We start from the raw sequence: 341 nt of genomic DNA, 5'->3' as shown, positions 1-341 counted from the left end.
TAAAAGAGTTGGCGCTGGTCGACCCAAGGGTGAAGAAAAGAAAGTTTATCGTTGTACTAAGTTAGAAATAGAGCTTATTAAAACAATACGTTCTTTGGATACCAGCCTTGATGTTGAGTATGTTTTTGAAAAATTAAACGAGGTTGCTAAGAAAGCAGAAAGCAACCCAGTTGATTTTTATTGTCTTTAGTTCTTGTTTTTTCTTTTTTCATCACATGCTGCGCACAGCGTGCAACAAAATCTCCGATTTTGGGTGCGTTGGGCGTGGTTTGTGTTGGATGCCAAAAAATACCCCGTAACTGTATTACGGGGTATAACTCCCATCTAAACCGTGGGCTTGC

1 protein-coding gene is annotated in these 341 nt (G+C 39.9%); it reads left to right on the top strand.

Annotation, left to right across the window (positions count from 1 at the left end; translation table 11 throughout):
* Window positions 1-190: hypothetical protein (locus AB9K37_RS11790; protein WP_369838826.1), on the top strand; the 190-nt coding region annotated here is incomplete at its 5' end.
* Window positions 191-341: the final 151 nt, after the last annotated feature.

Source organism: Donghicola sp. XS_ASV15, assembly GCF_041224595.1.
In the GTDB taxonomy this organism is placed as follows: domain Bacteria; phylum Pseudomonadota; class Alphaproteobacteria; order Rhodobacterales; family Rhodobacteraceae; genus Donghicola.
This window is presented reverse-complemented; position numbering and strand designations above follow the sequence as displayed.